The organism is Kitasatospora sp. NPDC002543 (assembly GCF_053594915.1).
In genome coordinates, this window is sequence record NZ_JBSFWR010000053.1 from 14,766 (window position 1) to 38,671 (window position 23,906).

23 protein-coding genes are annotated in these 23,906 nt (G+C 75.4%); 11 read left to right on the plus strand and 12 right to left on the minus strand.

Annotated features, from left to right (window positions below):
* The first annotated feature begins 147 nt into the window (after positions 1–147).
* Complete coding sequence (locus tag ACWD4P_RS22235) at positions 148–1,395, plus strand: cytochrome P450 family protein (protein WP_449780745.1); 1,248 nt, start codon at positions 148–150, stop codon at positions 1,393–1,395.
* Here ACWD4P_RS22235 and ACWD4P_RS22240 read toward each other — a convergent pair.
* The 7 genes from ACWD4P_RS22240 to ACWD4P_RS22270 all read right to left on the minus strand — a co-directional run bounded on the left by ACWD4P_RS22240 (position 1,382) and on the right by ACWD4P_RS22270 (position 10,501).
* Positions 1,382–1,903: an LppU/SCO3897 family protein gene (locus ACWD4P_RS22240; RefSeq protein WP_359827382.1), complete on the minus strand. Its 522-nt coding sequence runs from the start codon at positions 1,901–1,903 to the stop codon at positions 1,382–1,384. The two genes, ACWD4P_RS22235 and ACWD4P_RS22240, sit on opposite strands and share 14 nt — an antisense overlap.
* Before the next feature lie 511 nt (positions 1,904–2,414).
* The gene (locus tag ACWD4P_RS22245) at positions 2,415–4,055 is read right to left on the minus strand and encodes an alkaline phosphatase D family protein (RefSeq protein ID WP_359827380.1); all 1,641 of its coding nucleotides are present in this window, start codon (positions 4,053–4,055) and stop codon (positions 2,415–2,417) included.
* A 427-nt stretch (positions 4,056–4,482) separates the two neighbouring features.
* Positions 4,483–5,391 (minus strand): KPN_02809 family neutral zinc metallopeptidase, encoded by a 909-nt coding sequence (ypfJ, locus tag ACWD4P_RS22250; RefSeq protein ID WP_449780746.1) that lies wholly within the window; start codon positions 5,389–5,391, stop codon positions 4,483–4,485.
* Positions 5,392–5,594: 203 nt separating this feature from the next.
* Entirely contained in the window at positions 5,595–7,703 is a 2,109-nt protein-coding gene (gene fusA / locus ACWD4P_RS22255; protein ID WP_449780747.1) for an elongation factor G, read from the minus strand.
* A 373-nt stretch (positions 7,704–8,076) separates the two neighbouring features.
* Positions 8,077–8,646 carry a hemerythrin domain-containing protein gene (locus ACWD4P_RS22260; protein ID WP_449780748.1) on the minus strand — a complete coding sequence of 190 codons (570 nt, stop codon included), beginning with the start codon at positions 8,644–8,646 and terminating at the stop codon, positions 8,077–8,079.
* Positions 8,647–8,847: 201 nt separating this feature from the next.
* Positions 8,848–9,405 (minus strand): nuclear transport factor 2 family protein, encoded by a 558-nt coding sequence (locus ACWD4P_RS22265; protein ID WP_449780749.1) that lies wholly within the window; start codon positions 9,403–9,405, stop codon positions 8,848–8,850.
* An 82-nt stretch (positions 9,406–9,487) separates the two neighbouring features.
* Positions 9,488–10,501, minus strand: coding sequence for a DMT family transporter (locus ACWD4P_RS22270; protein ID WP_449780750.1), 1,014 nt, complete (start codon positions 10,499–10,501; stop codon positions 9,488–9,490).
* Between the two features lie 48 nt (positions 10,502–10,549).
* Between ACWD4P_RS22270 and ACWD4P_RS22275 the strand changes: the two genes are divergently transcribed.
* From ACWD4P_RS22275 to ACWD4P_RS22285, 3 genes are all read left to right on the plus strand, one after another.
* Positions 10,550–11,185, plus strand: a complete 636-nt coding sequence (locus ACWD4P_RS22275; RefSeq protein ID WP_449780751.1) for a MarR family winged helix-turn-helix transcriptional regulator — start codon at positions 10,550–10,552, stop codon at positions 11,183–11,185.
* Between the two features lie 165 nt (positions 11,186–11,350).
* Positions 11,351–11,872, plus strand: coding sequence for a DUF6328 family protein (locus ACWD4P_RS22280; RefSeq protein WP_359829965.1), 522 nt, complete (start codon positions 11,351–11,353; stop codon positions 11,870–11,872).
* Positions 11,873–12,115: 243 nt separating this feature from the next.
* On the plus strand, positions 12,116–12,718 hold the full coding sequence (locus ACWD4P_RS22285; RefSeq protein WP_449780752.1) for an AAA family ATPase: 603 nt from the start codon (positions 12,116–12,118) through the stop codon (positions 12,716–12,718).
* Between the two features lie 80 nt (positions 12,719–12,798).
* Here the strand turns inward: ACWD4P_RS22285 and ACWD4P_RS22290 are convergent, their stop codons facing one another.
* Positions 12,799–13,194 (minus strand): hypothetical protein, encoded by a 396-nt coding sequence (locus ACWD4P_RS22290; RefSeq protein ID WP_359831838.1) that lies wholly within the window; start codon positions 13,192–13,194, stop codon positions 12,799–12,801.
* Between the two features lie 107 nt (positions 13,195–13,301).
* Positions 13,302–13,715, minus strand: coding sequence for a winged helix-turn-helix transcriptional regulator (locus ACWD4P_RS22295; protein WP_359831836.1), 414 nt, complete (start codon positions 13,713–13,715; stop codon positions 13,302–13,304).
* Between the two features lie 111 nt (positions 13,716–13,826).
* Here ACWD4P_RS22295 and ACWD4P_RS22300 point away from each other — a divergent pair, with 111 nt between their 5' ends.
* The 3 genes from ACWD4P_RS22300 (at position 13,827) to ACWD4P_RS22310 (ending at position 16,145) form a co-directional block, all read left to right on the plus strand.
* Positions 13,827–14,765, plus strand: coding sequence for an NADP-dependent oxidoreductase (locus tag ACWD4P_RS22300; RefSeq protein WP_449780753.1), 939 nt, complete (start codon positions 13,827–13,829; stop codon positions 14,763–14,765).
* A 490-nt stretch (positions 14,766–15,255) separates the two neighbouring features.
* Positions 15,256–15,507 carry a hypothetical protein gene (locus ACWD4P_RS22305; protein ID WP_449780754.1) on the plus strand — a complete coding sequence of 84 codons (252 nt, stop codon included), beginning with the start codon at positions 15,256–15,258 and terminating at the stop codon, positions 15,505–15,507.
* A gap of 104 nt (positions 15,508–15,611) precedes the next feature.
* Positions 15,612–16,145, plus strand: a complete 534-nt coding sequence (locus tag ACWD4P_RS22310; RefSeq protein ID WP_449780755.1) for a hypothetical protein — start codon at positions 15,612–15,614, stop codon at positions 16,143–16,145.
* 94 nt (positions 16,146–16,239) lie between these two features.
* Here the strand turns inward: ACWD4P_RS22310 and ACWD4P_RS22315 are convergent, their stop codons facing one another.
* On the minus strand, positions 16,240–16,962 hold the full coding sequence (locus ACWD4P_RS22315; RefSeq protein WP_449780756.1) for a helix-turn-helix domain-containing protein: 723 nt from the start codon (positions 16,960–16,962) through the stop codon (positions 16,240–16,242).
* 274 nt (positions 16,963–17,236) lie between these two features.
* On the opposite strand from ACWD4P_RS22315, the gene ACWD4P_RS22320 reads away from it, so the two are divergent.
* From ACWD4P_RS22320 to ACWD4P_RS22330, 3 genes are all read left to right on the plus strand, one after another.
* The gene (locus ACWD4P_RS22320; protein ID WP_449780757.1) at positions 17,237–17,902 is read left to right on the plus strand and encodes a DUF4097 family beta strand repeat-containing protein; all 666 of its coding nucleotides are present in this window, start codon (positions 17,237–17,239) and stop codon (positions 17,900–17,902) included.
* 41 nt (positions 17,903–17,943) lie between these two features.
* Complete coding sequence (locus ACWD4P_RS22325) at positions 17,944–18,777, plus strand: alpha/beta fold hydrolase (RefSeq protein ID WP_449780758.1); 834 nt, start codon at positions 17,944–17,946, stop codon at positions 18,775–18,777.
* 912 nt (positions 18,778–19,689) lie between these two features.
* Positions 19,690–20,340 carry a GNAT family N-acetyltransferase gene (locus ACWD4P_RS22330; protein ID WP_449780759.1) on the plus strand — a complete coding sequence of 217 codons (651 nt, stop codon included), beginning with the start codon at positions 19,690–19,692 and terminating at the stop codon, positions 20,338–20,340.
* A gap of 1,367 nt (positions 20,341–21,707) precedes the next feature.
* On the opposite strand, the gene ACWD4P_RS22335 is transcribed toward ACWD4P_RS22330, so the two are convergent.
* Positions 21,708–22,436 carry an HAD family hydrolase gene (locus ACWD4P_RS22335; protein ID WP_449780760.1) on the minus strand — a complete coding sequence of 243 codons (729 nt, stop codon included), beginning with the start codon at positions 22,434–22,436 and terminating at the stop codon, positions 21,708–21,710.
* A 14-nt stretch (positions 22,437–22,450) separates the two neighbouring features.
* Positions 22,451–23,035: a TetR/AcrR family transcriptional regulator gene (locus tag ACWD4P_RS22340; RefSeq protein ID WP_449780761.1), complete on the minus strand. Its 585-nt coding sequence runs from the start codon at positions 23,033–23,035 to the stop codon at positions 22,451–22,453.
* A gap of 145 nt (positions 23,036–23,180) precedes the next feature.
* On the opposite strand from ACWD4P_RS22340, the gene ACWD4P_RS22345 reads away from it, so the two are divergent.
* The gene (locus ACWD4P_RS22345; RefSeq protein ID WP_449780762.1) at positions 23,181–23,900 is read left to right on the plus strand and encodes an SDR family oxidoreductase; all 720 of its coding nucleotides are present in this window, start codon (positions 23,181–23,183) and stop codon (positions 23,898–23,900) included.
* Positions 23,901–23,906: the final 6 nt, after the last annotated feature.

Genomic DNA, 23,906 nt, shown 5'->3' on the forward strand with positions numbered 1-23,906 from the left:
GCCCCGGACGCGGTGGGCGGTGTCCCGGCACGCCCCGCCACCGGGGCGCCCCGACCGGTCCCGAGCGGTCCCGCGGTATCCGGACGGTCCCGGCGGTGGTCCCGAGTGGTCCCGAGTGGTCCCGAGAGTTCCTGAGGAGCGACGGCCATGGCTCCAGACGACAGCGAGTGCCCGGTGCTGGACATGACCGCCCGGGACCCCCACCGGCAGAACACGCGGCTGCGCAGCGCCGGGCCCGCCGTGCGGGTCGAGCTGCCCAACGGCGTCATCGCCTGGTCGGTGACGCGCAGTTCGGTGATCCGCGCGCTGACGGGTGACCCGCGGATCTCCCGCGACCCGCGCAAGCACTGGCCCGGGCTGGCCGAGCTGCCCGAGGGGTGGCCGATGGGGCCGATCGCGCTGCAGGAGAACTTCTTCAACCTCTACGGCGCCGAGCACCGCTCGGGCCGGCGCCGGATGGCGCCCTCGTTCGCGCCGCGCCGGGTGGCCGCGCTGCGGCCCGGGATTGCGGCGACGACCGCCGGCCTGGTCGGCGCGCTCGGCGCGCTGGGCCCCGGCGAGGCCGTGGACATCCGCCGGGCGCTGTCCCTGCCGCTGACCATGTCGGTGATCTGCGACCTGTTCGGTGTGCCGGCCGGGATGCGGCCCCGGATCGGCCGGGTGATGGACTCCCTGCTGAAGACGTCGGCGACGACCGGGCAGATGGCGGCCTGGCGCGCGGAGATGGACGCGGCGCTGGCCGAGCTGCTGGACCTCAAGCGGCGCGAGCCGGGGCCCGACCTCGCCAGCGACGTGGCCGCCCTCCCGACCGGGGAGGGGACGGGCCGCACCGAGCAGGAGTCCCGCGACACGCTGTTCCTGATGCTCGGCGCCGGGTACGAGACCGCGGTCAACCTCATCACCAGCGCCGTCCAGGCGCTGCTCACCCACCCCCGCCACCTGGCCGCCGTCCGCGAGGGCGCGCTGAGCTGGGAGGACGTCGTGGAGGAGACCCTGCGCCACGAGGGCCCGGTGATGCACCTTCCGCTGCGCTACCCGCTGGAGGACGTCGACCTGGGCGAGGGCGTGGTCATCCGGCGGGGCGAGCCGATCCTGCTGGGGTTCGCCGCGGCCGGCCGGGACCCGCAGGCCCACCCGGACCGGCCGGACGAGTTCGACCCGGCGCGCCCCGACAAGGAGCACCTGGCCTTCGGCTACGGCCCGCACTTCTGCCTCGGCGCGCCGCTGGCCCGGCTGGAGGCCGAGGTGGCCCTGGACGGCCTGTTCGGCGCCTACCCCGGCGCCGTCCTGGACCCGTCCAGGGCGGCGCCCGCCGCCCGGCTGGAGTCCGCGATCATCAACGGGCCGGCCGAGCTGTGGGTCGTGCCGGTGCCGGTGCCCGCTACGGGAGGGTGATCGGGCTCGGCTTCTGCTTCAGGGTCTGCAGGCACAGGGTGTACTTGTCGCTGCCCCGCTTGTAGGTGAAGTAGCCGTCGGCGGTGGGGTAGGAGCGGCGGCACACGCCCTGGCCGTCGGTGGTGTCGTCCTCGCGGCCCACGACGCGGGCGTCGGCGTCCGGGCCGGAGCAGGGCACCACCTCGACGTCGGCGTTGGCGTCGAGGAGACCGGGCAGGACGATCTGGTTCTTGTTGTGGATGCAGTCGCCGGCCTTGGCGAACTCGGGGTCGCCCTTCTCGATGAAGACGATCAGCGAGACCAGGAGCACCGGGATGAGCGCGCCGAAGACGGCGGGCCGCAGGTAGACCGGGCGGCCCGGGTCCATCGGCGCGAGGGGCGCGCCGGGCAGCGGCGGCGCCAGTTTGTTGACCTTCAGGCGCTGCGGGACGTTGAGCAGCATGATGATCGGGTTGACGATCATCGAGGGGATGCCCCACCAGCCCTGCCAGAGGCTGTCGGAGGTCATCTCGCGGTGCGCGGTGATGCCGCAGCCGCGGCAGTAGGGGCCGCTGCGCTTGAAGTACTTCAGGATGACGACGAGGCCCAGGTGGCCGCGGAAGGTCGCGTTGACGGCCGGGACGGATCCGCAGTAGCGGCAGGCGAGTTGGCCCTCGCCGTAGGCGGGCGCGGCCTGGACCGCGGCCGGGGCGTGCGGGGCCGGGGCCGGGGCGTGCGGGGCCGGGGCCGGGGCGTGCGGGGCCGGCTCGGTGGGCTGAGTGGAAATGGTGGATCCCCCGTGACGATCATGAATGTGTGCGCCGCAACCTACCGCCGCACGGCAGCGCCGGGGCCCGCCCGGGGCACCGGCGGGCGCAACGTTCGCCGAACCGTGATCCCAAATCAGTCGATCGGCGTCGAAACTCCCCCCGCCCGCACCCCGGCCCGTACCCCCGCTCGGGGCCCGGGCGGGCGCCCGGGCCCGCCGCCTCCCTCAAGGCGGCGGGGCCGGGCCGTGCGGCGGGACGCCGGGTGGGGCGTCAGGCGGGGCGGATGCCCGGGTTGCCGGCCTCGGTGGTGAAGGAGGCGGCGGTGGACAGGGTGCCGCCGGGGCGGGTGATGTGGGAGACCACCCGGTAGTCGGCGCGGGCGCGGTGGCGGTCCAGGGTGAGCACGGTGTAGCCGCGGCGCCCGTCGTAGAACTTCATGTGCGGGTTGGCCGACATGAGGTTGCTCCAGTTGGACGGCTTCTCCTCGCCGTCGCCGTCGCTGCTGATCGAGGTGCCGACGAACTCCACGCCCACCGTGCGCGAGGCCGGGTCGTTGAAGTCCCGCTTGACGTCCAGGGCGTAGGCCACGTGGACGTCGCCGGTGAGCAGCACGAGGTTCTCGACGCCGGAGCGGTCGACGGCCTGCAGGAAGCGCTCGCGGGCGGCCGGGTAGCCGTCCCAGGCGTCCATGGAGAGCTTGGAGCGGTCGGCGGTGGTGTTCTTGCGGCGGGAGAAGACGACCTGCTGGGGCACCACGTTCCAGGTGGCCTTGGAGCGGCGCAGGCCCTCGGCGAACCAGCGTTCCTGGGTGGCGCCCATCAGGGTGCGCTTGGGGTCGTCGGACTCGGGGGTGGGGTACTGCCAGCCGTCGCCGTTGGCCTGGTCGTCGCGGTACTGGCGGGTGTCGAGGATGTCGAACTGGGCGAGCCGGCCGAAGTGGACGCGCCGGTAGAGGGTCAGGTCGGTGCCGTGCGGCTGGGGCATGCGCAGCGGCTGGTTCTCCCAGTAGGCGCGGTAGGCGGCGGCGCGGCGGGCGATGAAGGGGGCCGGGTCCTGGTTCTTCTCGGGGATGCCGGCGGCGTAGTTGTTCTCGACCTCGTGGTCGTCCCAGGTGACGTACCAGGGGTGGGCGGCGTGCGCGGCCTGGAGGTCGGGGTCGGTCTTGTAGAGGGAGTAGCGCAGCCGGTAGTCCTCCAGGGTGGTGGTCTCGTGGTTGTAGTGGGCGGGCAGGGTGCGGTCGGTGTACTTGCGGTCGCCGCCGGCGGCGTCGATGCCGTACTCGTAGATGTAGTCGCCGACGTGGAAGACGGCGTCGACGTCCTCGTTCGCCAGGTGGCGGTAGGCGGTGAAGTAGCCGTCCTCGTAGGCCTGGCAGGAGACGAAGGCGATGCGGGCGCTGTCGAGCTTGCGGCCCTGCGGCGGGGCGGTGCGGGTGCGGCCCACGGGGCTGGTCCAGGAGCCGACGGTGAAGCGGTACCAGTACGGGCGGCCGGCGTCGAGGTCGTCGACGTCCACGTGGACGGCGTAGTTGAACTCGGCGTGGGCGCGGGCGGTGCCGCGGCGCTCGACGCGGCGGAACCTCTCGTCGCGGGCGATCTCCCAGGTGACCTTGACCGAGCCGGTGGGCGGCAGGCCGGAGCCGGGCTCCAGCGGGCGCGGGGCCAGGCGGGTCCACAGCACGACGGCCTCGGAGGTGGCGTCGCCGGAGGCCACGCCGAGGGTGAAGGGGTTCTCGCCCAGGGCCCGCGGGGCGATCTCGGCGGCGTCGTCGGCGTGCGCGGAGGGCAGGTTGACGCCGAAGGCGAGTGCGGCGGCCGCCGAGGTGACGGTCAGGAAGCGGCGCCGGTCCAGGCGGGCGGCGGCCTCGCGCAGCATCCGGTCGGGCGTGGGGCGGTCGGCGGGGCGGGTCATGGGGGTGGTGGCCTTTCGCAGCTCGGGGGGTGTGCGAAGGGAATTGGAGTGGACCGCCCCGTACTGCGGGGGTCGGGATTCCGGCAGCAGAGTGATCATCTGATGGGAGAGACGTGAAGGTCCGGCATATCCCCTGGGCCGGGAGGAATCAGGCGTGACGTCCCATTCCGTACGGGTCCGGGTGGTGTCCGGGCCGCCGGGGCGGGCCGGGGTGGGGCCGGGCCGGGCCGGGGTGGGAGATTCGTGAACGCCGGCCGGGCCCGGACGGCGCCCGTGCAAGGCGGAGGTCAAGCCCGGGGCCGGACGGCGGGCCGGGGCGGGCGACGGGACGGCTGCCGGCTTCGGGCGGGCACGGGCGGGCACGGGCGGGCCCCGCGGCCTCCGGGGAGGCGGCGGGGCCCGGGGGGGTTCCCGACGGCGGGGTCCGCTACAGCTTGGCGGCCGAGAAGGTGTCGCACTGGGCGAAGTCGCCACTGCGGTACCCGGTGGTGAACCAGGCCTTGCGCTGCTCCGCGGAGCCGTGCGTCCAGGCCTCCGGGTTGATCCGGCCGACGGCGCTCTGCTGGATCCGGTCGTCACCGACGGCCGCGGCCGCGTCCAGGCCCTGGGCGATGTCCTGGTCGGTGAGCGAGGCGATCAGCGGGCGGCCGGTGGAGGGCTGCGGGGTGGTGGTCGCGTGGTGCGCCCACACCCCGGCGTAGCAGTCGGCCTGCAGCTCCAGGCGCACCGAACCGCTGTTGGCGCCCTGGCGGTCGTTGCCGACCTTCTGCATCGCGCCGGTGAGGTTCTGGACGTGGTGGCCGTACTCGTGGGCGACGACGTAGGACTCGGCGAACGGGCCGCCCTTGGCGCCGAAGCGGGCGGACAGCTCGTTGAAGAAGCCGAGGTCGAAGTAGGCCTTCTTGTCACCGGGGCAGTAGAAGGGGCCCACCGCGGAGGTCGCCGACCCGCAGGCGGTGGAGACCTGACTGGTGAACAGCACCGTCTCGGCGTTCTTGTACGGGACCTTCGCGGCGCGCGGCAGCTCGTTGCGCCAGAACTCCTGGACGCTGTTGGTGACCGCCACGATCCGGCAGTCCTGGCGCTTGTTGGCGTCCGCGCCGGTCTTGCAGGACTTCTGCGCCTCGCCCTCGGTGCGCACGCCGGCGGAGGAGGAGCCGGAGGAACCGGAGCCGGAGGACAGGCCCAGCAGCTGCGGGTCCACGCCGAGGACGACCGCGAACAGCACCGCGATCAGGCCCACGGCCCCGCCGCCGATGGCGACCTTCCCGCCGGGGATGCCGCGCCGGTCGTCCACCTGTGAGGTGTCGAGGTCGCCCTGGTCGTCGAACTGCATGTGCCTGTGCCTGCCCGCTTCTGTCGTTCGGTCGCTTTTGTGCGCTTCGGTGACGGTCTGTACCACCGGTGGCCCGCCCAGCCTACGGGCCCCGGGGCCCGGCACGCCGCAGCGGGGCCCGGTGGCCCTCCGTACCCGTCGGCGTGGGCGGCCGCCGGGGCGGCCCGGCCCTCCCGTGGGGCGGGGAGGGCCGGGCGGCGGGCTCAGCCGGCCGGCGGCGGTGCGGGGGCGTAGCCGGCCGGGCGGGTGGTGAAGGTGCCGCGGCCCTGGGTGCGGCCGCGCAGGCGGCCCGCGTAGCCGAAGAGTTCGGCGAGCGGGACGAGCGCGTTCACCCGGGCCGCGGCGCCGGGGCCGGGGCCGGGCTCGGTGGCGCGGACGTGGCCGCGGCGGGCGGCGAGGTCGCCGAGGACGGTGCCGAGGGCGTCCTCGGGCACGGTGACGTCCACCTCGGCGAGCGGTTCCAGCAGGTGCAGGCGCGAGGCGCGCAGGGCTTCGCGCAGGCCGTTGCGGGCGGCGGTGCGGAAGGCGAGTTCGGAGGAGTCCTTGGGGTGGGTGGCCCCGTCGGTGAGGGTGACGGCGACGCCGGTGACCGGGTGCCCGCCGAGCGGGCCCTCAGCGAGGGCGTCGCGGCAGCCGGCCTCGACGGCCTGCACGTACTCGCGCGGCACGCGTCCGCCGGTGACGGTGGAGGTGAACGCGAACTCCCCTTCGGCGTCCGGTGGCAGGGGGTGGACGTCGAGGACGAGGTGGGCGAACTGGCCCGCGCCGCCGTCCTGTTTGGCGTGGCGGTGGACGAAGCCGGTGACGCCCCGGAGCAGGGCCTCGCGCAGCGCGACCGCGGGGCGCCCGATCACCGCTTCGACGCCGGCCTCGCGCCGGATCCTCTCCACCGCGACCTCCAGGTGCAGTTCGCCCAGGCCGGACAGGGTGCGCCGGCCGGTTTCGGGGTCGGTGGCCACGCGCAGCGAGGGGTCCTCCTCGGCGAGGCGGGCGAGGGCGGTGGCGAGTTTGTCGGTGTCGGCGGTGCGGCGGGCCTCGACGGCGACGGTGACGACCGGTTCGGCGCTCACGGGTGCCTCCAGGACGATGGGGTGGTCGGGGTCGCACAGGGTGGCGCCGACGCGGGTGTGCCGGGGGCCGATGACGGCGACGATGTCGCCGGCCCGGGCGTGTTCGGTCTCGGTGTGGCGGTCGGCCAGGACGGTGAGGATGCGGGCGACGCGTTCGCGGCGGCCGGTGGCGGTGTCGAGCACGGTGGCTCCCTTGCGCAGGGTTCCGGCGTACAGGCGCAGGTGGGTCAGGCGCCCGGTCGGGGCGGCGGTGACCTTGAACGCCAGTGCGGTCAGGGGCTGTCGGGGATCGGCCTCGCGCTGCTGGGCGCGGTCGGCGGAGCGGGTGGGCGGGACGTCGAGCGGGGAGGGGAGGTAGGCGACGGCGGCGTCCAGGAGCGGTTCGATGCCGCGGTTGCGGTAGGCGGAGCCGCACAGCACCACGACGGCCTCGCCGGTGCGGGTGAGGTCGCGCAGGGCGGCGGTGAGGGTGGCGGCGCTCAGCGTGGCGTGGGCGCAGTACTCCTCCAGGGCGTCGGGGTGCCGTTCGGCCACGGCCTGGGCCAGGGCGCGGCGGCGTTCGCCGGCCTCGGCCCCGAGGTGGGCGGGGACGGGGCCCTCCTGCGGGGTGCCGTCGTCGTGCCAGGTCAGGGCGCGCAGGTGGACCAGGTCGACGACGCCGGTGAACGACTCCTCGGTGCCGATGGGCAGTTGGACGGCCAGGGGGCAGGGGTGCAGGCGTTCGCGGATGGCGGCGACGGCGGTGTCAAGGTCGGCGCCGGCGCGGTCGAGCTTGTTGACGAAGGCGATGCGCGGCACGCCGTGGCGTTCGGCCTGGCGCCACACCGACTCGCTCTGCGGCTCGACGCCGGCGACGGCGTCGAAGACGGCCACCGCGCCGTCGAGCACGCGCAGGGAGCGTTCGACCTCGTCGGCGAAGTCGACGTGGCCGGGGGTGTCGATGAGGTTGATCCGGTGCCCGGCCCAGGCGCAGCTGACGGCGGCGGCGAAGATGGTGATGCCGCGGGCGCGTTCCTGGGGGTCGAAGTCGGTGACGGTGGTGCCCTCGTGGACCTCGCCGCGCTTGTGGGTGGTGCCGGTGAGGTAGAGGATCCGTTCGGTGACGGTGGTCTTGCCGGCGTCGACGTGGGCGAGGATGCCGAGGTTGCGGACGGCGGCGATGGCGCCGGTCGCGGTCGCGGCGGTGGTGCTGCTGGTGGTGACCGCGGTGGTGGTGACGGCGGTGGTGGCGTGGGTGCGCATGGCCCGGGTGCCTTTCGGGGCGGTTCTCTCCTGGGGTGGGCGCGCGATTGTGCGGCAGTGCCGACGGGTCGTCGGGTTCCGGCGCGTGGACGGGCCCGGGGGCCGGTGGCACGGCGGTGTCAGACGGTGTCAGACGGTGGCGGCACTGCTCCGGTGCCGGCCGCGCAGCGGGCACCGGGAGGCGCGGGACACCAGGATCACCTCGTACCGCGACGCGGGAGAGGGGGCGGCGGCGCTGTGCTTCGGCATGGCCGCTCGCCTCCTCTCCTGGTTGCCGTCGTCGCGGTCGTCACGGTCGTCACGGTCGGGCCGGGTGTGTGGGCGCGGCCGCGTGGCGAGTGTAGGGACCGCGGGTCGGGCGGGGCGAGGGGTTTTACGGGGCCGGGCTGCGCGGCGCGGTGAAGCGCAGGACCGGCTCGGACCAGCCGTCGTCGGGCACCCCGGCGTCCAGGGCGGCCGCGAGGGCCCGTTCCTCGTAGCCGAAGTGGGAGTCCATGATGGCCGCGAGCCCGTCGAGTTCGCCTCCGATGGCCTCCAGGTCGGCGCCCGGGGTGGCGGCGGCCAGGGCGGCGAGGTCGCGCACCCGGGTGAGGATGTCGGTGATCAGGCCGTGGTCCTCGACGAGTTTTCCGATGGTCGGCGCCAGGTCGGGGCGTTCGCGCAGGAGTCGGGCGAACAGGCCGCCGTCCTCGCCCTGGTGGTGGTTGGTCAGGGCGGCGCAGAAGGCCAGGCAGTGGGTGAGGAGCCGGCCCTCGCCACCGCTGCCGTCGGTGCCGCCGTGGGCGCCGGTGTCGCCGTAGGCGTCGGTGTCGGCGTCGATGTCCGGGTGGCGGGGGCGGCCGAGGCCTGCCCGCAGGTCGGCGAGGCGGCGGCGCAAGTCCCGGTGTGCCTGGGAGAGTTGGAGACTGAGGGCGGCCGTACGGCCGGAGGAGGGGGAGGCCACGGAGGCGGTCCCTTCGGTTGCGCACCTCCATGCCTGACGCAGTCCGTCACCGGCACGCGATGCTCGCGCCATCCGATCACGTGGCCCGGGCCGCGGGCAAGCGTGGGGCCGGAGCCGCAGGCAAGCGCGGTGCCGGGGCCGGGGCGGCGCATCGGGGCGAGGGCGCCGTCACGCCTCGCCACGCCTGGCCACGCCTCTCCGTCACGCCCCGCCGGCGAGGTCGCGCAGGGTGGCCTCGGCCTTCGGGGTCAGGACGAGCGGCCCCTGGCCGGTCGTCCACACGGCCCGGATGTCCAGGCTCCGCAGGCGCCAGCCGTCGCGGGTGCGCACCGCCTCGCCGGTGAACGTGCCGCCGACGTCGAAGTGGCCGCCGGGCCGCTCGCCCCGCGCCTGCTGGGTCGAGGGGAGGTGGACGTGCGCCATGAGGGCGTTCCAGCGCACCGCGGCCCGGTCCCCGTCCAGGTCGATCATGTAGTTGGCGCCCACGTGCTGGGTGCGCTCGAACTTGCCGAGGGTGGCCTGCTCGGACTCGGCCAGCCCCTCGATCCCCTCGTGCTCCCCCACCGGCGAGGTGATCCGCACGTCGGGGGTGAAGTAGCGCCGCGCCCACGCCTCGTCGAACCGCCCGCCCGCGCGGGGCGCCGTGTCGAGGCTGAGCAGGTAGCCATCGATGAGGCCGGTGATGTCGGCCCGGTCGGTGAGGACCCGGACCCGCCGTTCCAGAGCGGCGAGGTCCGCGGTGGTGGTGGTGCTGGTCATGGGCGTCGCTCCCGGGGTCTCGGTGGTGCGCGGCCGGTCCGGTCGCGCACCACCGAGGCTAGGACCTCAAGTCGGCTTGAGATCAAGGAGTCGGGCCGGAGCGCGCCGGCCCCGTCCGGAGGCGGTCCTCGGTGCCGGGTCCGGCGGCCGGGGCGGGTCCGGCGGCGGCGGGTCCGGCAGCGGGGGCGGGTCCGGCAGCGGGGGCGGGTCCGGCGGCGGCGGCGGGTTCGGCAGCGGGCTGCTCGGCCGTCCCGGCGCGCGGGCGTCCGAGCAGGATCCCGGCGACCACCAGGGCCAGCCCCGCGCCCTGGCGCACGCCGAAGGGGTCACCGTCCAGCGCGGTGCCCAGCAGCACGCCGGTGAGCGGGTTGAGCAGTCCCAGCAGGCCCACGGTGCCGGCCGGCAGGTGGCGCAGTCCGGCGAACCAGCAGGTGAAGGCGAGCGCGGTGGCGACCACGGTGGCGTAGCCGAAGGCGAGCAGGGTGGGCCCGTCCACGGCCGGGGGCGCGCCCTCGACGGCGGCGGCCAGCGGCAGCAGCACCAAGGCGCCGGCGGTCAGCTGCCAGGCGGTGGCGGCGAGCGGGTCGGCGCCCTCGCGCCAGCGGGCGGCCAGCACGTAGCCGACGGAGGAGACCAGCATCGCGGCCGCCGAGGCCGCCAGCCCGGCCCAGCCGATCCCCTCCCCCGGTCCGGCCAGGGCCATCGCGACCCCGGCCAGGCCCACCGCCGACCCCGCCAGGTGGGCGCGGCGCGGGCGTTGTCCGGCCAGCGCCCAGGCGGTGAGCAGCATGGCCAGCGGGGAGGCGGCCATGACGGTGGCGGCGGCGCTGGTGGGCAGCAGTTGGGAGGCGAGGTAGAGCAGGACGAAGAAGGCGGCGGTGTTGAGCAGGCCGAGCAGGGCGCTGCGCCACCACCACGGGCCGTGCGGGCGGCGGCGGGCGAGGGCGAGCAGCAGCAGGCCGGCGGGCAGGGCGCGCAGGGCGGCGCCCCACAGTGGGCGGTCGGCGGGCAGGTGGGTGTGGGTGACCCAGTAGTTGGCGCCCCAGGCGACGGGGGCGAGGGCGGTGAGCAGCACCCACCGCTTGGTGGCTTCCATGGAAGGCAATATAGCTTCCTGGGAAGCTACCGGAGTAGGGTGGCCTCCATGGAGACCGACCGGCAGCACGAGGACCGCGACCGGCGGCAGGGCCCCGGCCCGCGCGGGGACCACGGCGGGGAGCACCGCGAGGACCACGGCGGGGAACACGGCGGGGAGGGCTGCGAGGACCACGTGGCCCGGGTCCAGGCGGCGTGGCGGCGCGAGCGCCCCGACCTCGACGTCTCGCCGCTGGCCGTCATCGGGCGCCTGCACCGCCTGGCCGCCCGGCTGACCGCGGAGCTGACCCTCGTCTACCAGCGCTACGGCCTGGGCGAGGGCGAGTTCGACGTCCTCGCCGCGCTGCGCCGCGCCGGGGCGCCGTACGAGCGGGCGCCGGGCGAGCTGGCCGCGCACACCATGGTGACCACCGGGGCGATGACCAAGCGGATCGACCGTCTGGAGCGGGCCGGACTGGTCACCCGCCGTCCGGCCGCCGACGACCGGCGCGGGCGCGTGGTCGCCCTCACCGACGCCGGCCGGCGACTGTTCGACGAGGCGTTCACCGCTCACATCCGCAACGAGCACCGCCTGCTGGGCCACCTGGACCCGGAGGAGGCCGCCGCGCTGCAGGGGCTGCTCACCGCCTGGCAGCACCGTCTGGACGGCGGCGGGGGCGGCGGGGGCGCTTCCGGCGACCGGTGACGGCCGCCGCAGGAGCAGGGCGACGGCAGGGGCGGGGGTAGGGGCGACCGCGGCGGGGCGCTTGGGGGGGCGCCCGCGGGGGCGGGGGAGCCGGTGCGGGAGGCCGTACCGGGCCGCCGGTCGCGGGGAGCCGGGCGGTGGCGGCGGGCCGTGAGAAGCTGCCCCATGACCAGCGCACCGCCCCCGCCCGACCCCCCACCGCCCTCCCCCGCTCCCCCGCCCGGCTGGAAGAACCCGGAGGTGCGGGCCGAGCGGCGCCTGGTGGCGATGCTCCAGGAACTGCGGGTGCTGCAGACCGGCGTGCAGATCGTCTTCGCCTTCCTGCTGGGCGTCGCGTTCACCCCCCGCTTCGCCCAACTCACCGACGCCCAGCAGGACATCTACGTCGTCACCCTGCTGCTGTCGGTCATCGCCGCGGCCGTGCTGGCCACCCCCGTCGCCCTGCACCGCGGCCTGTACCGGCACCCGGGCAAGGAGCGGATCGTCGCGGTCTCGGCGCGCATCGCCCAGGCGGGACTGCTGCTGCTCGCCTCCGCCTTGAGCGGCGCGGTGCTGCTGGTCCTGGACGTCGTCCTCGGTACGGCGCCGGCGGTGCCGATCACCGTCGCGATCGCGCTGGCCTTCGTGGTGCTGTGGTTCGTCCTGCCCTGGGCGGTGCGCCGGGCCGCCACCCGCGACCGGCTCTGACCGGGCCCGGCCCGACCTGGCCTGGCCTGGCCTGAGCCGACCCGAGCCGGCCGGGCGGGCTCCGTGCGGGCCCCGGCCGGCCGCCCGCTGCCGCCGCCCGCACCGGAGTTGTACGGGCGGCGGACCACGGACCGGGCCGGGACCGGCTGCCGGGCGCCGGGGGCCGGGCCGGGAGGCGCACCGCGGGCCGCCTCCCCCACCCCACAGAGCCCACCCGCACCCCGAACCGTTTACCGTTCCGGTATGCATACCGACGAAATCCCGTGGGACGTCCTGTTGATCGGCGGTGCTTCCGGCATCGGCAAGAGCCGCGCCGCGGCCCTCCTGTCCGCCCGGCACGGGGCGTTCGTGGTCGAGTTCGACGACGTCGTGGCCGCCCTCCAGGCCGCCACCACCCCCGACGGCCATCCCGGGCTGCACCACTTCGCCGCCGTGCCCGACCCCGACGCGCTGCCCGCCGAGCGCGTCCTGGAACTGCAGATCGCCACCGCCGGCGCCCTGGACGACGCGCTGCTCGGCGTCGTGCGCAACCGGCTCACCGTGGACGTGCCCGCGATCGTCGAGGGCGACTACCTCACCCCGGCCGCCGCGGCCCGGGCCGTCGCCGAGGCGGCCGGGCAGGGCCGGCGGGTGCGCGCGGTCTTCCTGCACGAGGGCGACCCGGAGCACATCGGCGCCAACTACGCGGACCGGGAGCCGGATTGCGGTCCGCAGCCCGGGCGCGCGGCCGTCAGCGCGCGCTACAGCGACTGGCTCGCCGGGCAGGCCCGCGCCCACGCGCTGCCGGTGGTCGACTGCCGGCCGTACGCCACGCTGCCCGAGCGCCTGGCCGCCGCCCTGGCCTGACGGCGGACGGCGGGAGCGGCGGGCGGCGCCGGTGCGGCGGGGCCGGCGGGCGGCGGCGGGCGGTGGGGTGTGCCGGAGGGTCAGGCGTCCTCGATGTCCGAGATCAGCTTGGTGCTCAGGTCGCTCTGCACCGCCAGCCGGGTGTGCCCGGCGTCGGGGCCGGTGCCCCAGGTCAGGGTGACCGTGGTGAACAGGTGCCCGGCGCCCGAGTCCTGGTAGCGCACCTCCCAGTGCGTGGGCACGTCCTGGGCGCGCAGCACGCCGTCGGCGTGGTTGGCCTCCTCCCAGGCGGCCAGCCGCCGGCGCAGGTCCTCGGTCAGGTAGTGGGCGCGCAGGTGGTCGCCCAGGTCGTCGGTTCCGTCGTCGACGGCGTCGATGTAGGCGCCGTAGAAGTCGGCGACCCGGTCGACCGCGGAGTCGGGGCTGCCGCCGCGCACGGCGGAGCCGGCGGCCTGGTCGTTCTCGTCGTCGGGCATGAGCTTCCCCTCCCGTCGGGCCGGGGCGGCTCGTCGGCCCCGGCCGGTCACAGGTGACCTCGACGGGCCCAACGAGCCGCCCCGGCCGGGGGTTACGGCCGGCGGGGTCACTGCCGGGCGCACTGTCCGTCGTCGTAGGCGGCGCGCGCCGCGAGCACCTGGGGCATGTGGCACTCGGCCCAGGCCTTGATCTGGCGGACGAGCGGCAGCAGGTCGCGTCCGAGCGCGGTGAGCTCGTAGTCGACGCGGGCCGGCACCCCGCCGGTGACGGTGCGGCTGACCAGGCCGTCGCGTTCCAGGGCGCGCAGGGTCTGGGTGAGCATCTTCTCGCTCACCCCGGCCAGGCGCCGGCGCAGGCCGCTGTAGCGCAGCGGCCCGTCGGCGAGGGCGTTGACGACGAGGCTGGTCCACTTGTCGCCGATCCGGTCGAGGAGTTGGCGGGCCGGGCACCAGGCGAGGTAGGCGTCGTAGGCGGCCGCCTCGGCGGCGCGGCGCTGGGCGGCGGTCGTGGTGGTGGGCACCGGCCCACTCTCCTTTCCGTGCGGTACGCACCTTCGGGTACGTCCTTCCCCGTGGAGAGTAACTCTCCTTAGGTTGGGTGCAGTTGTCGAGGCGTGAGGGGTGTGGGTGCGATGCGTGCCGTGGTGGTGCGGGAGTTCGGCGGTCCCGAGGTGCTGGAGGTGGCACAGGTGCCGGTGCCGCAGCCGGGGCGGGGCCGGGTGCGGGTGCGGGTGGCGGCGGCCGGGGTGAACCCGGTGGACGCGGTCACCCGCTCCGGGCTGCTCGCCGAGGCCGGACTGATGGCCGCGCGGGCGGTCACCGGCATCGGCTGGGACGTCGCGGGGACGGTGGACGCCGTCGGCCCCGACGTGGCCGGATTCGCGCCCGGGCAAAGGGTGGTGGGCCTGCGCGACCGTCTGGACACCGACCTCGGCACCTACGCCGAGCACGTCGTCCTGGACGCGGACGCCCTCGCCCCGGCCCCGGCGGACGTCCCCCTCGCCCACGCGGCCACGCTGCCGCTCAACGGCCTCACCGCGCTGCAGGCGCTCGACCTGCTCGGCCTGCCGGCCGGCTCCACCCTGCTGGTCACCGGCGCGGCGGGCGCGGTCGGCGGCTTCGCCGTCGAACTGGCCGCCCTGCGCGGCCTGCGGGTGGTGGCGCTCGCCGGGGAGGACGACGAGAAGACGGTGCGCGAACTGGGCGCCGAGTGGTTCGTGCCGCGCACCGCGCCCGATGTCGCCGAGGCCGTACGGCAGTCGGTGCCCGGCGGGGTCGACGGGGCGATCGACGCCGCCCTGCTGGGCGTACGGGCCCTGGGCGCGGTGCGCGGGCGCGGCGCCTTCGTCGCGGTCGCGGCGGGCAGCGCGCCGGTGGCCCTGCGCGGCATCCGGGTCGCCAACGTGTGGATCACCGCCGACGGGCCCGCCCTCGCCCGGCTGTCCGCCCTCGTGGCCGACGGCCGGCTGACCCTGCGGGTCGCCGACACGCTGCCCCTGGAGCAGGCCGCCCACGCCCACCGCCGCCTGGAGGCCGGCGGCCTGCGCGGCCGCCTGCTGCTGACGCCCTGACCGGCGTCGCGGGGAACGCGGAAGGCCTGCTCCCGTCACGGGGCAGGCCTTCCGCGATGTGATCCGCGTCACGGCGGGGCTGCGGCAACAGCGCTCCGCCCGGAAAGGCCGTCCGGGTCGAGGGGAAGGACTCTCGGTCCGCAGTCTTCCCGCCGGCGGCTCTTCGACCAAGCGGGCCGGACGACTTCGGACACTCCCGGACAGCGGCCCGCCGCGAGCAGCCGCGATCCCGGCGCCGCGGGCGCGGGCGGGCGGACGGTTTCGGACGGCTTCGGACACCCGGGTGGCGGACCGTCCGTCACGGTGTCCGGACTCGTCCCGACGGTCGGTCACATCGCCTCGGCCCGAAGCCCGTTGAGGGCCTTCGCGCCGCCCGCCCGGGACTTGCGCGCGTCGTCGCGCCCCGCGCATGATCTGGCCCAGCCACCCGCCGGGTGGCCCCGGGGACGGCAATCCCCACGTCCGGGTCAAGGGTTCAGAAGGGACCACTGTGCTGCTCGAACTCCGATGCGCGGTGCGGCGCACACCGCCGCCCGCCGAAGACCCCGGGAGCTCCGGGAGCCCCGAAGGCCCCGGGGGCTCCGGCCCGCGGCGCGCCGCGCTGTGTGCCGCGTTCCTCGCGGTCGCCCTGGCCGGGGTCGTCGCCCTGGTCGTCCTCGGCTACGCCGTCGAGGCGCTGGTGACCGTCATCGTCACCGCCGCCGCCGAGGCCTGCGGCGCGGCCGCGCGGGGGCGGCGATGAGCGCACGCGAGGAGTTCACGTCCGAACTACGGAGACACCGCCTGCGTGGGCCCGACGCGACCGTCTCGGGACTCTCGGCCAGGAGCGGCCTGGGAACCGCGTTCGTGGCCAGGGTGTTCGAGGGCGACGCCCTCCCCAAGGAGCCGCCCACGGTGGCACTGCTGGAAGCGATGGACGTGAGCGATCGCGACCGACAGCACATGCTGATCCTCCGCGAGAGAGCGCTGAGGGAAATGCTCAACGCCGAGCCGCCCACACCCAAGAGGACCCCCGCCGAGCGCCCCGCCCCCGACTGGCGCGTGCCGGTCCCGGCCGCGGGCGAACCCGACCCGGTGATGTTCTCCACCGTGCGGGAGTTCGTCGCGGGCCTGGAGGACGTCCGGGTCTGGGCCGGCGAGCCGTCGCTGCGCCGCCTGGAGGAGCGCAGCGCGCGGCTGCACCAGCAGCGACCGACGGCGTACGGCAGGGTCCTGCGGCGCAGCACGATCTCCGACATGCTGAACGCCTCGGCGCTGCCGCGGATGGAGAAGGTGCGGCATTTCCTGCAGATCTGCGGGGTGCGGGACATCGACGCGTGGGTGTACACGTGGCGGCGGGTGCGGGCGATGGAGAAGGCCGCCGCGCGTCGGGCGGCCTGAGCCGGTCGGCGGCCGCGGGGCGGGGCACCGGGGGCCGGGGCACCGGGGCCGCCGGGGCACCGGGGGGCCGGGTGGCCTGGTGGGTGCGGTGCCCCTACTGGTCGGTGGCCGGTTTGGTGTGGAGGACTTCGCGGGCCTGTTCGGCGGCGCGGACGATGCTTTCGCTGATGTAGTCGAGGAAGCGGGCGATGTTCTCCAGGCGGGCGGCCGCGGGGGTGTCGGGGCCGAGGACGGCGACGCCTTCGCGGGCGGCCTGGACGACGCGGTCGTTGGCGCGGGCGCTGGCGATGACGGACTGGTAGTAGAGCTCGTCGTCGACGATGTAGCGGTCGCGGCGGCGTTCGTCGCGTTCGCGGCGTACCAGGCTCTGGCTCTCCAGGAAGGCGATGGCCTTGGAGATGGAGGCGGGGCTGACCTGGAGGCGTTGGGCGAGTTCGGCGGCGGTGAGGCTGCCGGCGTCGGTGGTGGACAGGCAGGTGACGACGCGGGCGGCCATCCGGTTGAGGCCGGAGCCCATGAGGACGGTGGTGAGGCGTTCCTCGTAGGCGGCGACGGCTTCGCTGTCGCGTCCGTGGGGCTGGGGGCCGGCGGGTGTGGTGCCGGGGGTGGTGGGGCGGCGGCGCTGGGCGCGGTGTTCGGTGGCGCGGTGGGCGAGGTCGGCGCGGTAGGCGTGGGGGCCGCCGTTGCGCATGACCTCGCGGGTGACGGTGGAGGTGGGGCGTTCCAGGCGTCGGGCGATCTCGGCGTAGGGGAGGCTGTCGGCCAGCCCCAGCGCGATCTGCTGGCGTTCCTGCTGGGTGAGCCTGCCTCCCGGCATCGCGTCTCCTCGGTGGTGGTGGGCGGGCGGTTCCCGGCCGTCGCGTCCCCACCATAGCGTTCACCTTTCATCCATTGCAATGATCGACGTCGCTTTCGTTGCGTTACCCGACAGGTTCGTTGCAACAGTTTCCCGCTATTCACCTGCGGTGATGCAGTTTTGACGCAACGAACTAGTTGCCGGGATCTTGAAAGCAACGTAGCGTTTCCAATGTCGGAAACGCCGACGGGCCGTAGCGCACAGCGCATCGCACACCGCACACAGGAGCAGCACCATGCAGAAGTTCGACACCCCCGCCCCGATCACCGTCGTCCTGGACATCCCCGGCGGGCGCGTGCGGCTGATCGCCGCCGAGCGCACCGACACCACCGTCGAGGTCCACCCCGCCGAGCCCGGCAAGAACCGCGACGTCCAGGCCGCCGAGCGCACCGCCCTCGCCTTCGAGGACGGCGTGCTGCGGATCACCACCGCCCCGGCCGGGCACCAACTCCTCGGCCCCACCGGCTCCGTGGAGGTCACCGTCAAGCTGCCGGCCGGCTCCGCCGTCCGGGGCAGGGCGGCCGCCGCCGAACTGCGCTGCGTCGGGCGCCTGGGCGACGTCGCCTTCGACGGCGCGTACCGCCACACCAAGGTCGACGAGGCCGCGAGCCTGCGACTGACCGCCGTCGACGGCGACATCGAGGTCGGCCGCCTCACCGGACCCGCCCGGATCTCCACCGCCCGCGGCGACATCCGCGTCACCGAGGCCCACCGCGGCACCGTCGAACTGAACACCCGGTCCGGGAGCATCACCGTCGGCGCCGCCCCCACGGCCTCCGCCGCCCTGGACGCCGGCACCGGCCACGGCCGCATCGACAACGCCCTGCGCAACGACGGCACCACCGTGCTCGACATCCGCGCCACCACCTCCCGCGGCGACATCACCGCCCGCAGCCTCTGACCCCGCCCGCGCGGGGCCCGACACCCTCCAAGGGGGACACCATGACGATCCACTCCGCACCCCCGTCCTCGACCCGCCCGCCCGCGTGGAAGGGCATGGTGGCCGTCGACGACACCGCCCTGGCCGTCACCGACACCGGCGGCACCGGCGTGCCGGTGCTCTACCTCAACGGCCAGTTCGCCACCCAGGGCTACTGGCGCCGCGTCCTGGGCGACCTCGGCCCGCGGTACCGGCACATCACCTACGACGAGCGGGCCCGCGGGCGCACCTCCAAGCGCTCCGCGGACTACTCCTTCGAGGCCGCCGTCCGCGACGTCGACGCCGTCCTCGCCGCCCGCGGCGTGGAACGGGCCGTGATCGCCGGCTGGTCCTACGGGGCGTTCGTCGCCGCGCACTGGACCTCGCGCAACCCCCGGCGCGCCATCGGCGCCGTCCTGGTGGAGGGCGCCGAACCGTACGACTGGCTCACCGAAGACCTGGAACGGCGCATCCGCCGCCAGTTCCGGCTCTGGTACCCGCTCATGGTGCTGCTGCGCCCCACCGGCCTGACCCCGCGGATGAGCCACCGGCAGATGTCCGAGTGCAACATCGAACTGGGCAGGATCGGCAGCGCCCGCGCCCTGGGCCCGGTGCTGGACGCCATCACCGTGCCGACCCGCTACGTGCTCGCCTCGGGCGCCTCGCTGGGCAGCAAGGGCGACGAGCAGGAACTGATCCGCGCGGCGGTGCCGGCGGTGACCGAACGCAACCCGCACATCAGGCTCGGCGCGAAGGTCGACAGCAGCCACGACTCGGTCCTGAAGAAGGACTTCCGCGCCGTCGCCGACGCCGTGCGCGAGGTCACCGCCCTCGACCGCCCCGGCGCCGCCGGCTGAGGGCAGGTGGTGACCCCGGCCCCCCTTGCGATCATGAACGCACGGGCGGGGAACCGAATCCGCCGTCCGGCCGGTGGCCGCTCGCACCGTCCGCCGCGACCGGCCGGCTGCCGGAGCTGTGCGGCGACGGCCTGACCGGGTTCACGCCGCCGCCGATGCCCGACGCCGCCCGGGTGCCCAACGCCCTGTACGAGCACCGGGCCGGGCCCACCGCGGTGTCGTACCACGAGCGGCGGCAGGCGGGCCCGGCGGACGGGAGCATCCCGCGCGACACCGTGGCGGGCGTCGACTTCGACGAACCGGGCCTCGTCGTCACCGGAGGCGACCTGGGCCGCGCCGAACACCCCGGCCCGCACTGGCGGCGGCTGCGCCGGGCGGAACTCGCCGAACGCGCCGGCGCCCCCGTCGTCTCCCAGGGGCTGCCGCCCTCCCGCGCCTGCTTCCCCTCCGTCAGGAGGCGCGGCAGCCGGCCGGTCGGCCTCCTCCCGCCCGCCCGCCGAGGGCAGCCTGGACCGCGAGACCTGGAACCGGCTGACGGCCCTCCTCCTCGCCCACAGCCCCGCCGGCCCCGACACCCGCTGCCTGAGCGGCGCCGCACTCCTGTACGACAACCCGGAGAGCCACTTCAGCCCCTCCAACCTCCGGGCGGAGGACCACTCCTGGATCCTGTGCACCGACTACGACCTGTGGGGCACCAAGGTCGCCGGACCCCCGCGCTGATCGAGGCGCTGCTGACCGACACCGAGATCGAGGCCCTGCGGCTGCCCTGGGCCCCCTGACCGCCCGCCTGACCGCCCGTCGGCCGCCGGGGGGCTCCGGGGGGCTCCGGGGGCCGGGGCTTGGCGGGGGCCGGGGCTTGGCGGGGGCGGAAATGGCGGTGCGCGGAACGGGCCGGCTGGGCACACTGGGTCGATGATCGCCGACCACTGGCCCCTGCGGGGGCTGCGCGTGACCACGCCCCGCCTGGAACTGCGCCTGCCCACCGAGGACGAGCTCGCCGAGGTGGCCGACGTCGCCGCACACGGCGTCCACCCGCCCCGGGAACGCCCCTTCCTGACGCCGTGGGGCGAACTGCCGCCGGCCGAACGCGCCCTCCACGTGGTGCAGTCGCACTGGACGCGCCTGGGCCGCTGGACCGCCCGGGACTGGGCACTGGACCTGGTCGCCTTCCACCAGGGACGCCCGGTGGGCATCCAGGACATGCGGGCCAAGGAGTACGGCGTGCGGCGCGAGATCGTCTCCGGCTCCTGGCTCGGCCTGGACCACCAGGGCAAGGGCCTGGGCACCGAGATGCGCGCCGCGATGCTCCACCTCGCCTTCGCGGAACTGGGCACCCGGTCGGCGACCTCGCTCTCCTTCACCGACAACCACTCCTCCCTGGCCGTCTCACGCCGCCTCGGCTACCGCGACGACGGCATCGACCGCGACGTCCTGGACGGACGGGTGGTCGTCTCCCAGCGCCTGCGCCTGACCCCCGAGGCCTGGGCCGAACACGCCCGCACCCCGGTCACCGTCACCGGCCTCACCGCCGCCTGCCGCCCCCTCTTCGGCCTCCCCGCCTGACCGACGCCCGGCGGTGGTTCGGCGCCGCCACTCACAGACGCCCGGCGAGGACTCGAGGACCTCGCCCGGCCACGCCGTCCGCACCCGCCCGAGCAGTCCGCGCTGCTCGTCGATCCACCCCTCCTCGAGGCACAGCGGGATGAACACGCGGACACCCGACCTGCCGGATCGAAGACGGAGCACCCCCGGCATCCGACGCCCCAGCACCCGCACCCGCACCCGGAAACCGCTGTCGCCATCCGAGAGATCGATCAGATCCCCCCGTCTCCCCCGCCCTGCCCGTCCCGTCCCCGACCGCCCCGGCCGATGCTGCAGAACCGGCCCTCACACCACAACCGACTTGCCCCACCCAAGACCGAAGGCCCCCGCCACCTCCCGACACACGACACCACCGGCCCGGACCCGCCGGCTCGTACACGAGAAGTCGGCCAGGCCGACTTCTCACGCACCCCGGGGGCGAGCCCGCAGAGGGCGAGGACTTGCCGAAAGTGCCGCGCCGCCCCCAACAGAGTCGCCACAGCCCGGCCCACGCAACACCGGCGCCACCAACCCCCGCACAGGAAGTCGGCCGAGCCGACTTCTCACGCACCCCAGGAACGAGCCCCCGGAGCCACAAGACGAGAAAGAGGCGGACACCACCACCGGCAGCACCTTCGACCACACACGCCCGGCACCACGGGACCCCGCGCCAAAAGTCGGCCGAGCCGACTTCTCACGCGCCCCAGGGGCGAGGGCTTTCCGGAGGTGCCGCGCCATCGCCAGCAGAGGCGCGGCACCGCGGCACACCGGCGCGCACAACATCCGGCGACGTCAACTCCCGCACAGGAAGTCGACGGAGCCGACTTCTCGCGCGGCGCAGGCCAGGCCCGCACAGCGACGAGAGCGAAAGACCGCGGACACCACTACCGACGGGACCTTCAGCCACACGACCACGCAGGGCCAGCGCCGCAGGCGCCCGCGCCAGAAGTCGGCCGGGCCGACTTCTCGTGCGGCACGGGTCAGGGGATGCAGGGCGGCGGGGAGAACCGTGCGGTCGGGCAGATGGTGGACGCCGGGAGCAGCCGCGCCGGCGGTGGAGTAGCGGCCGAGCGGCCCATGCGAGGGCGACGCCGCAGGCGCCCACGCAGGAAGTCGGCCGGGCCGACTTCTCACGCACCCCAAGGGCGAGCCCGCAGGGGCGAGGGCTTACGGGAGGTGCCGCGTCATCGCCGGCAGAGGTGCGGTAGCCCGGCGTGCGCGACACCGGCGACGTCAACTCCGGCACAGGAACGGAGGACGGCGAGAAGGGTGGTGCGGGGGCGCAGATGGGGGACGCCGAGGGCGCGTACGCGGGAAGTCGGCCGGGCCGACTTTCCGCGTGTCCGGGGTCAGGGGTGGAGGGCGGCGGGGAGGGGGGTGAGGGTGGGCAGGTGGTGGATGCCGGGGGCGGTCGCGGCGGGAGCGGGGGTGGCGGTGGGAGTGCGGTCGAGCCAGAAGGGGCGGAGGCCGGCGGCTCGGGCGCCGAGGGCGTCGAGGGCGTAGTTGTCGCCGACGTGGGCGACCTGGTGCGGGGGCAGGCCGAGGCGGGCGCAGGCGGAGAGGAAGATGCCGGGGGCGGGTTTGGCCTCGCCGTGTTCGTCGGAGCAGACGATGGCGGTGTCGTCGAAGTGGTGCAGCAGGCCGGTGGCGTGGAGCTTGCGGCGCTGCTGGGCGGTGGAGGAGTTGGAGACGATGCCGAGGCGGTGGGTGCGGGCGAGGGCGGCGAGGACGGGGGCCGCGTCGGGGAAGGCGCTCTGGGCGGCGTCGCGGTGCGCGGTGTAGCCGGCGAACCAGGCGGCCGCCTCCTCGTCGGGCATGGCGGCGGTGGGCTCGCCGAGGCGGGCGAGGAAGCGGCGGGTGCGCTCGTACTGCTGGGCGGTGAAGGTCAGTTCGCCGGACACGAAGCGCGCGTACTGCTCCCGCGCGACCTCGCGCCACAGCTCCACCGCGGCCTGCGGGCCGGGGAAGCGGCGCAGCAGGTCGAGGTGGTGCAGGTGGGCGAGGATGCCGGCCCGTTCGGAGCCGGAGTAGTCGACGAGGGTGTCGTCGACGTCGAAGAGCACGCCGCGGATGGGCACGTGGGGTCCTTGCGTCAGTGCCCGGGCGCCTGGTCGGCGAGGCGGTGGCGGGCGGCGGCCAGGAGTTCGTCGGACAGGGCGGGGTCGTCGCTGGCGCGGGCGAGCAGCAGGGCGCCGACCATGGTGGACAGGTCGGCGAGGGTGTCCTGCCGTGGGGCGCCGTCGGGCAGGGCGGCCAGGGCGTCGAGGAGTTCGCGCAGTCCGGCGGTGTAGGCGGTGCGCAGGGGGGAGCCGGGTTCGGTGCGGGCGGCGTCGGCGGCCAGGGCTGCGGCGGCGCAGCCGTGGCCGGGGTGGTCGCGGTGGGGCGCGGAGAGGTAGCGGTCGAGGAACTCGGTGCGGGGGGTGTGGTCGGTGCCGGGCCGGTCGGCGAGTTGTTCCATGGCTTCGCGGCGTTCGGCGAAGGCGGCGGCGAGGGCGTGGGCGAGGAGGTCGTCCTTGGAGGTGAAGTGCCGGTAGAAGCCGCCGTGGGTGAGTCCGGCGGCGGCCATCGCCTCGGGGACGCTGACCTGGTCGGGGCCCTTCTCGCGGATCAGGCGGGCGGTGTGGTCGATGACGCGGCGGCGGCTGCGTTCGGCCTCGGCGCGTGGGACGCGGGGCATGCCGGGGTTCCTCTCCTCGGGTGTTGTGCGGTTCTACCGGTTCTGCCGGTCCTACTTTCCCATCCCGTTTAGATGATGGTAATAATCTAAACGTTGCGGTGCCGCCCGTCACGCCGGCACCGCCCGGAGAGCTGAGGAGACGCACATGACCGTGATCGAAGGCTCCACCGCCCTGGTGACCGGAGGCCTGCGCGGCCTGGGCCGGGCGTTCGTCTCGGAACTGCTGGCCCGCGGCGCGCGGAAGGTCTACGCCACCGCCCGCACCCCCGACGCCGGCACCGCCCCCGGAGCCGGCGGGGACCCCCGGGTGGAGGTCCTCGCGCTGGACGTCACCGACGACGCCTCGGTGACCGCCGCGGCCGCCCGCGCCGACGACATCGACATCGTCTTCAACAACGCCGGCGTCCTGCACCCGGCACCGCTGCTGACCGGCGACCTCGCGGACGTCCGGGCCACCTTCGAGACCAACGTCCTCGGCCCGCTGCGCATCGCCCGGGCGTTCGCGCCCGTCCTGGCCGCGCGCGGCGGCGGCGCGCTGGTCGACATCCACTCGCTGCTGTCCTGGGGCGCGGGCGCCGGATCCTACGGGGCGTCCAAGGCCGCGCTGTGGTCGCTGACCAACTCCCTGCGCCTGGAACTCGCCGGCCGGCACACCCAGGTCCTGGGCGTGCACCTGGGCTTCGCGGACACCGACATGGTCGCGGCCCTGCCGGTCGGGAAGGTGCCGCCGGCCGACGTCGCCCGCACCGTCGTGGACGCCCTGGCGCGCGGCGACAGCGAGGTGCTCGTCGACGACGCCACCCGGGCCGTCAAGGCCGCCCTGTCCGGGCCCGTGGAGGGCCTCACCGTCCGCATCGGCCGCTGACCGGCC